Annotated in this window: 7 protein-coding genes and 1 rRNA gene; 5 read left to right on the forward strand and 3 right to left on the reverse strand. The window is 68.1% G+C overall.

Annotated features, from left to right (window positions below):
* Nucleotides 1-50: 50 nt before the first annotated feature.
* Nucleotides 51-1385, reverse strand: a complete 1335-nt coding sequence (locus BN3906_RS13185; RefSeq protein ID WP_066589315.1) for an allantoate amidohydrolase — start codon at nucleotides 1383-1385, stop codon at nucleotides 51-53.
* Between the two features lie 121 nt (nucleotides 1386-1506).
* On the opposite strand from BN3906_RS13185, the gene BN3906_RS13190 reads away from it, so the two are divergent.
* The 3 genes from BN3906_RS13190 to BN3906_RS13200 all read left to right on the forward strand — a co-directional run bounded on the left by BN3906_RS13190 (nucleotide 1507) and on the right by BN3906_RS13200 (nucleotide 4345).
* Entirely contained in the window at nucleotides 1507-2745 is a 1239-nt protein-coding gene (locus tag BN3906_RS13190; protein WP_066589318.1) for an NAD(P)/FAD-dependent oxidoreductase, read from the forward strand.
* A 62-nt stretch (nucleotides 2746-2807) separates the two neighbouring features.
* A complete protein-coding gene (locus BN3906_RS13195) occupies nucleotides 2808-3476 on the forward strand; it encodes a helix-turn-helix domain-containing protein (RefSeq protein WP_066589321.1) in 669 nt (222 codons plus the stop codon).
* A 104-nt stretch (nucleotides 3477-3580) separates the two neighbouring features.
* Nucleotides 3581-4345, forward strand: coding sequence for a gamma-glutamyl-gamma-aminobutyrate hydrolase family protein (locus tag BN3906_RS13200; RefSeq protein ID WP_066589326.1), 765 nt, complete (start codon nucleotides 3581-3583; stop codon nucleotides 4343-4345).
* Here the strand turns inward: BN3906_RS13200 and BN3906_RS13205 are convergent.
* Nucleotides 4317-5627: a PspC domain-containing protein gene (locus BN3906_RS13205; protein ID WP_066589328.1), complete on the reverse strand. Its 1311-nt coding sequence runs from the start codon at nucleotides 5625-5627 to the stop codon at nucleotides 4317-4319. The genes BN3906_RS13200 and BN3906_RS13205 overlap by 29 nt on opposite strands.
* Before the next feature lie 237 nt (nucleotides 5628-5864).
* Between BN3906_RS13205 and BN3906_RS13210 the strand changes: the two genes are divergently transcribed.
* Both BN3906_RS13210 and BN3906_RS13215 read left to right on the forward strand, forming a co-directional pair.
* Nucleotides 5865-7112 carry an ATP-binding protein gene (locus BN3906_RS13210; RefSeq protein WP_187119938.1) on the forward strand — a complete coding sequence of 416 codons (1248 nt, stop codon included), beginning with the start codon at nucleotides 5865-5867 and terminating at the stop codon, nucleotides 7110-7112.
* Nucleotides 7112-7951 carry a response regulator transcription factor gene (locus BN3906_RS13215; RefSeq protein ID WP_066589329.1) on the forward strand — a complete coding sequence of 280 codons (840 nt, stop codon included), beginning with the start codon at nucleotides 7112-7114 and terminating at the stop codon, nucleotides 7949-7951. The genes BN3906_RS13210 and BN3906_RS13215 overlap by 1 nt, the downstream gene beginning before the upstream one ends.
* Nucleotides 7952-8156: 205 nt before the next feature.
* Here BN3906_RS13215 and rrf read toward each other — a convergent pair.
* A 5S ribosomal RNA gene (gene rrf / locus BN3906_RS13220) occupies nucleotides 8157-8273 on the reverse strand.
* Between the last annotated feature and the right edge of the window lies 1 nt (nucleotide 8274).

Consider the following 8274-nt stretch of genomic DNA (forward strand, 5'->3'; position numbering starts at 1 on the left):
AACTTACGGACGGGTGTTTTCCGACCGGTCAAGGGTTTGTTTCGCATCTGTTAATGATCGGAGTGTTCGTCGTCCCCGCCGGTCAGCACGGCCAGGGAACGCACCAGCGCCCGCAGTCCCGCCAGGACATCCGCATCCGAGGCATCCTCCATCATCGAGTGGGAGACCCCGTGCGGGGAACGGACGAAGAGCATTGACGTCGGCATCACCGGCGCCAGGATTCCGGAGTCGTGACCGGCCTGCGTCGGAACCTCCGGGGCCGGCTCCCCGGCCGCCGCCGCCAGCTTCCCGTGGAGTTCACGCAGAGAGGCGTCGAACTCGACCACCGGCGCATGGGAGATCTTCCTGACCGTCACGGTCACCCCGTGCTCCGCCGCCGCGGTCCCCGCCGCCCGGGAGACACGGTCAACCATCGCAGTGAGGACGCCGTCAGTGGCGGCCCGGGCGTCCAGCAGGGCCACAACGGTCGCCGGAACCACGTTCGGGCCACCCGGCTCCACCCTGAACCTGCCGAAGGTGGCCCGGGCATCCAGGTCCGCGGCGGCCTCACGGGCGGCCAGCACGGTGGCGGCGAAAGGAAGGGAGGCGTCCTTCCTGTCCTGCAGGCGGGCGGTACCGGCATGGTCGGCAAGCCCCTCGAAGACGAACTCCCACCGCCCGTGCGGCCAGATCTCCGAGGCCACCCCCACCGGCGCGCCGATGACGTCGAGCTGCCTGCCCTGCTCGATGTGGACCTCGACCTGGACACCTGACCTGGCTATCTCCGCGTCGTCCCGGCCGATCCCGGTGGGGTCTGCGCCGGCGTCCCGCATGGCCTGCGCCAGGGTCACCCCGTCGGAGTCTGTGAGCTCCCGGGCCTTGGAGGGGTCGAGCGCTCCCGCCATCAGCTTGGACCCCAGACAGGCCACGCCGAAACGGGTGCCCTCCTCGTCCATGTAGTCGACGACACCGAGGGGCTTCCGCCGGCGGTAGGCGTCGTACCCCGACGGTCCCTCCCGTCGCCCCTGCAGCTCGGCGGCCGCGAGTGCGTCCACCGCGAGGAATCCGAGCACCACCCCGAGAGGACCGTCCCATTTCCCCCCGTCCGCCACCGAGTCGAGGTGGGATCCGGTGACCACTCCGGAGGTACCGTCCTCCGGGCGTCCTCCCCACCAGGCACGGATGTTGCCGTTGGCGTCGGTGTGGACGTCCATGCCGCGGGAGGACGCCTGGGCGCTGAACCATGCCCGCAGGGCGGCGTCCTCTTCGGTCCACGAGTAGCGGCGCGTACCCGTGGGGTGGACCCCGATCGCGTCGAGTTCGCTCCACATCGTGTGGAAGGTCTCCAGGGCGGCGTCACCGTCAAGTTCTGCGGCGATGCGGGCGGCGGCCGGGATATCAGTCATCGTTCGTTCTTCCTGTCGTTACATTCCGGTAACATCGCGGTAGTTTCATGTCAGTTGTCGTCGATTCACAGCAAGAATCTCGCTCCACAGTACGCCTCCCCCACAGACAGGACAACACTTCATGAGCAGCGCAGGAAGCACCTCCGGCACGCCGACCGGCGTCACGGACAACTACGACTATGTCATCGTCGGCGGCGGTCTCGAAGGCCTCGCCATAGCCTGGGGCCTGACCTCCCGCGGACAGAAGAGCGTCCTCGTCATCGAACGCGACCAGCTCTGCGGAGGAATGACCGGCAAGTCCTCCGGAGTCGTCAGGGCGCACTACGGCACACCCTCCGTCGCGAAGATGGGGTGGAAGGGAACCCAGTTCTTCCACCGGGCCAAGGAGATCCTCGGCGACGACTGCGGATTCCGCAACTGCGGCTACATGGTCGCCGTCGGCGAGGAGAACGTCGGCAACCTCGAAGCCACCATCGACATGCAGCACGGCCTCGGCATCGACGTCGAGTACATCAGCGGCGACAAAGCCCGCGAACTGTGGCCGGGCCTCTACGTCGACGACTTCGCCAGAATCGCCTATGAACCCCTGGGAGGACGCGGAGACGCCCCCATGCTCGGCATGGCGTTCTCCGTCGTGGCCCGCCGGCAGGGCGCCAAGATCCGCCAGGGTACGGAGGTGACCGGATTCACCCGCGAATCCGGTGAGGACGGAGCCCGCGTCACCGGAGTGACCCTCGCCGACGGATCCACCGTCGGAGCAGGCCAGGTGATCCTCGCCACCGGGGCATGGGCCTCCCGCCTCGGGGACGCCGTCGGGCTGGACATCCCGGTGCGCGCCCAGCGGGCACAGCTGATGCTCGTCAGTCCCGGCGAGGCCCTCCCCCACGTCCCCGTGCTCTCCGATCTCGTCAGCCTGCAGTACCTCGCCGGCGAGCCCAACGGCGACATCCTCTGCGGCAACTCCGACCACGAGGAACCGCACTGGGCAGATCCCGACAACTACCCCAACCGTGCAGACGACGACTTCATCGAGTGGACCATCGGCAAGCTCATGCACCGACTGCCGGACATGCCCGATCCCGGCCTGACCAGCACCTACGCCGGCTGCTACGACACCACCCCGGACTACAACCCCATCATGGGCCCCTCCGGTATCGACGGTCTCTTCCTCGCCGTGGGCTTCTCCGGGCACGGCTTCAAGATCGCACCGGCCGTCGCCGAGTTCGTCGCCGACCTCCTGCTTGACGGGGAATCCTCCGACCCGGACGTGCCGGCCTCGGACTTCCGTCTGTCCCGCTTCGCCGAAGGCGACCTCACCCGCAGCCTGCACCCGTACATCGGCGCCGGCGAGATGAGGTAGCCCGGTCACCGACGGTCTGTCTGTCCTGAGGATTGTCCACGGTACGGCTACGATCAGTGCCCATGACCGAACACACTGACCCCGCCGACGCCGTCCCTGACCACGAGATCACGGATCCGACGACACCCGTCGAGGACAGGTCCATCGAGGTCGGTCTCGGACACAGGGTCCGCGCCCTGCGCACCTCCCGGGGCATGTCGGTGGCGGCACTGTCGGAGCGGGCGGGTCTGTCCAAGGCGATGCTGTCGAAGATCGAGAACGCGCAGACGTCCTGCTCCCTGACTTCGGTGGCCAACCTCGCCGCCGCCCTGGATGTCCCGGTCGCCACCCTGTTCCGGGACTCCACCGTGGAACGCCCGGTCGCCTACACTCCGGCCGGCAAGGGCACGATCATCAACGGACGCGGGACCAGACACAACCACATATATGAGCTTCTCGGTTCTTTCCGTGGACACGGGGGTACAGCCTCCGGGCCGCATCTGGAACCGGTTCTCGTCACCCTCAACGACCGTTCGGAGACGTACCCGCGGTTCCAGCACCCCGGAACCGAGGTGCTGTACATGCTCGACGGCGACATGACCTACCGCTACCAGGAGACCGACTACCGGCTCCGGCCCGGGGACGCTCTCCTCCTCGACGGCGAGGGGGTGCACGGCCCCACCGAACTCAATGAACTTCCCATCCGGTTCCTCGCGATCACCGCCTACCCGGCAGACAGTCCCCAAGACTGATCTACAGAGCCTGACCTACAGGGCCTGAATCAGAGGACCGATCCCCCGGGCCCGGCCGCGAACGCCCCGGACCGACTCTCCCGGACAGACAAGGAGCACCGAACGTGACCAGCCAGCCCACCAGCCCTGCTCTCCACGTCGAGGTGTTCCACCCGGTCAGCTCCAGACCCGGTGACCCGGAGTTCCACCACCTGCTCCTGCAGCTCAACGACGGTGTCCGGACCGCAGTCTCCTCCCTGGGGTGGAGCTGCCACTTCACCGCCTCCGGCGAGGTCGGTACCGACGCCGCTCTCGCCGCGGCACGGGCGGCGGATGTCACGGTGGTGATGGGCGGGGAGGACGTCACCCCCACCCTCTACGGTGCCGGTGCCGACTACGAGGACGCCGGGAGCCACCACCCCGCCGCCGACATCGTGGAGATCGCGGTGATCCGCGACGCCGTGGCCCGCAGGACGCCACTGCTCGGCATCTGCCGTGGTCTGCAGCTGATCAATGTCGCACAGGGTGGCACCCTGGTCCAGCATCTGGAGACAACCCACCTTCACCGGTCAGACTCCGGCGACGACCCGTTCGTCACGACCGCGGTTTTCCCGGTCCCCGGGACGGACACCGACGGCCTGGACCTGGATTCACCGGTGCGCTGCACCCACCACCAGGCTGTCGGAGTTCTCGGACGGGATCTGACGGTGGTGGCCCGCGCCGCCGACGGGGTGGTCGAGGCTGTCCTCCACGACCACGCCCCTGTCACCGGGGTGCAGTGGCATCCTGAGCATCCCGACGTCGCCACCACACAGCTGGCGCACCTGCTGCTGCGGATGGGCGGGCAGCGGGAGCGTCAGCTCAGTCAGTCGGATGTTGTCGCATCCTGAGTTCTGAGGCGGTGGCCCGCAGATCCAGGGTCAGTTCCCTGACCCCGGGGGAGGTGGCGTCCTGCCCAGGGCGGGTTCCGGCGGAGGCGCCGCCGCGACCACCGCCGGTGGATCTGACCTCCACGGTCGCGGTGCTGTCGCAGTCGATGTCACTGAGTTTCACGTCCGTGCAGTTCACCCGGATGCGGTAGGCGGGTCCGGCCGTCGACTCCGGAATCTCCAGCCTGACATTGCTGAACCGGCTGTCGAGGGTGAGTACGGCCCTGTCGCGGTCCGCAGGGAACTCCACCCCGGTGAGATCGACGACCACGTCGGAGAACAGTGCCTCCACCGTGCGGTCCCGGTCCAGGTCGGGGACCTGGACGGCACTACCGGTGAAGCTCCGGGTCATCGTCGCCCCGTCTGGCGTGTCCGCCGTCCCGGAGTCCCTGCCGACACCTGCCCACAGTGCCACGACCACCACGACACCTGCGGCAGCCACCAGGGTGACGCCGGCCAGTACCGTCCGCACCAGGCGTCTCCACGGGCCGGGTCGGCGAGTCCTGCTGCCGGTGGTCCCTGTCCCGGCGGCTCTGCTTCCGGGGCCTCCCGGGTCAGCTTCGGCCGTGCCTCCCGACTGTCCTGTACCGGGGCCGGGGTCCTGCGGGTCGGGAAGGTCCCAGGCGAACGGTGCCGCCCCCAACGGATCCCACGACGGCGGAGTGGTCCGCGGCGGGGCGAAGCCGACGGCCGGGGTCAGTGACCCGAGGTCCGGGACAGCCGTCACCGGGTCGGCCGCGGACCCGGTGGCCCCTGCCCTGGCCTCAGTGGTCCCGTGGCCTGTCAGGTCTCCCGGGGGTTCCGGAAGCCGCTGGTGCAGCAGCCACCAGACCACCCCGGTGACCAGTGCTCCTCCAAGAACTCCGCCGAGTGTCACCCCGCTGCTGCCGAGTCCTCCCAGCACGAGCATCACCACAACCACCAGGCCGGTGCGTACGCCGACTTTCCGGTCGACGGCGTAGCGGGGGTCAGTGACGTTCTTCATCAGGATCTCGGCCGGGGACAGGGGGACGCCGTAGCGCGGGAACACCAGTAACGCCGCCAGGTAGACCCACAGTCCGAGTCCTCCGAGGAACACGCTGAGCCCGAGTACGACCCGGACCAGTACCGGGGATATCTGGTACCTGACTGCGATCCCCTCGCACACCCCGAACAACCAGCTGTGGGGTGACTGGTCCCGTGGCAGGCGTCGTGGCCGGGAGTCCCACATGCGTCGGAACTGGTTCTCGAGGTTGTCGTCCATGGGACCTACCTTTCCTATCGGCGGGGTGTCCGCGCATCGGGGGAGCACCCTGATATTCCCCCGGCTGTCCGGCCGGCCCTGTCGACCTCCGGTCGACGGTGCGGCCCTGTCGACCTCCGGTCGAGGGTGCGGAGCCGGTCGACGGCGGTCGGGGCCGTAGGCTGCCACGTGTCGTCGGGGTGAGATTCAGGGTGATCCCTGATGCCGTGGGGATGTCCGGCTGGCACCCTGGACACCATGACCGGTCCCATGTCCCCCGCCCCAGCTTCTCCGGCGCCGGAACTCCACCGGGTGAGGCGGGGCCGTGTGCTGTCGGGGGTGTGCACCGGGTTGGCCGCGCATCTGGGCGTCTCCCCCAGATCGGTACGGATCGCCTTCGTCCTCGCATGCCTGGCTTTCGGCAGTGGGGCGATGGCCTATGCGGCGCTGACCGCGCTGACGGTCCAGGTGGATTCGGCGGATCAGGCGACCAATCCTGCGGCGGCCCGTAGGGGTGGCGGCTGTGACCGGGTCGCGGGGACGGTGGACCGTCTCCTGGTTCCGGTGGGTGTCCTGGTGTGCGGGGCCGGGGTGGGGGTGTCTTTCACCCTCGGAGTGTCCTCTGTGCTCGTCATCGCCGGCGCTGTTCTCGTATGGAGGACGTTCGGTCCTGATCCTGCGGGTCTCCCGGCCAGGTTGCCGGGGAGGACGCCCGGACGCTCCCCCGGTGTCTCCCAGTGGGCCGCACTTCTCGGTGGGCTGCTGCTGGTCACCGCCGGGCCGGGGTTCTGGGCGTGGCGGACCTGGGGGGCCGAGGGGTCGGGTCCTTTCCTGCCCGCACTTGTCGCCGCGGTGGTCCTCGTCACCGGGGTTCTTGTTGTTCTCATTCCTCTCTGGCTGAAGCTGTGGAGCACCGCCGAGGCCGCCGCCCGCGAACGTGCTGCTGATGAGGAGCGTGCACGGATCGCCGCGAGGATCCATGATTCGGTGCTGCAGACTCTGACTGTGGTCCAGCGGAAGTCCCACCAGGCGGAGATCGTGAGGCTGGCACGTACCCAGGAGCGCCAGTTGCGCCAGTGGTTGTTCGGTGCCGGTGAGTCGGTGTCCACCGGGACTGTTTTCGGTGGTCTGCGGGTCGCGTGCGGGGAGGTGGAGGACATGTACGGGGTGCAGATCCGTCCGGTGACCGTCGGTGAGGACCGGGTGGTCACCGCAGCCTCCATGGAGCTGCTGCGGGCGGCCCGCGAGGCGATGGTGAATGCGGCACGCCATTCCGGCTGTGACGAGGTCAACGTGTTCTGCGAGACAGGTGATGATGCGACCGACATCTACGTCCACGACCGTGGGCCGGGATTCCGTCTTGAGGATGTGCCGCCGGACAGGCACGGGGTCCGCGGGTCCGTCATCGCGAGGATGAAGGACGCCGGGGGCAGTGCGACGGTTGAATCCGGTACCTTCGGCACCGAAGTGACGCTTCACCTTCCGACGACCGATACGGGGCAGTGATGATCAGGGTGTTTCTCGTTGATGACCATTCCATCGTGCGTGCGGGGGTGCGTTCGGAACTCGATGCCGTCGCCGATCTCGAGGTTGTCGGGGAGGCGGGAACGGTCGGTGATGCTGTCGCCGGCATCGCAGGGCTGGGCCCGGACGTGGTCGTCCTGGACGTCCACATGCCTGACGGCGGTGGGTTGGCGGTGATCCGGTCCTCCCTCGCTCCGGACGGCGACGCCGTAGCGCATCCTGCCGGGTCACCGGACACACAGCCGGGTGGCACCACCCCCCGTTTTCTCGGGCTGTCCGTGTCTGACCAGCCGGCTGACGTCATAGCGCTGATCCGCGCGGGTGCGAGGGGCTATGTCACCAAGAGTATCGGAGGCGAAGAGCTCGCGGACGCGGTGCGCCGGGTGCATTCCGGGGACGCCGTGTTCTCCCCCAGGCTGGCCGGCTATGTTCTGGACGCCTTCACTTCGGGGTCTCACGCGAGCCGTGCCGCAGCGGCAGCGGGTACTGACGTGGATACCGACGTCGACGCCCCACGGCCGCGTGCTGCCGGGTCGGGTGGGCGGTCCACTGACATGCCGGGCGGTGGCAGGCAGGTCCCGTCCCAGATGGACGAGGGATCGGAGGGCGGGGCTGCACCGGTCCTGGTGGACGCACTGACACCGCGGGAGACGGAGGTCATGAGACTTCTGGCGCGGGGGTACACCTACCGCGAGATGGCGGAGAGGCTGTTCATCTCGGTGAAGACCGTGGAGACCCATGTCTCCCATGTGCTGCGTAAGACACAGCAGAGCAACAGGCATCAGCTGTCACGTTGGGTGACCGACAACCGGTTGGGGTGACTGTCCCCCGTCCCGCGGGGGCACCTACACCGGACGGCGTGAATGAAAACACACCCCTGCCCCCTGGGGTGGATTGTGGGGTGAATTGTGGGTGAACACCACACACAAAAAAACAGAGAGTGCACAGGCACAGGAACCGACCAACCATCCACACAGGACAGTCAACCAGACCCCGCACCCACACACCCTCAACAACAAAGAATGATGCCGGCAGTGACCTACTCTCCCACACCCTCCCAGGTGCAGTACCATCGGCGCAGGCAGGCTTAGCTTCCGGGTTCGGAAAGGGACCGGGCGTGACCCCACCGCTGAAACCACCGACA

This window comes from Corynebacterium provencense, assembly GCA_900049755.1.
Classification (GTDB): domain Bacteria; phylum Actinomycetota; class Actinomycetes; order Mycobacteriales; family Mycobacteriaceae; genus Corynebacterium; species Corynebacterium neomassiliense.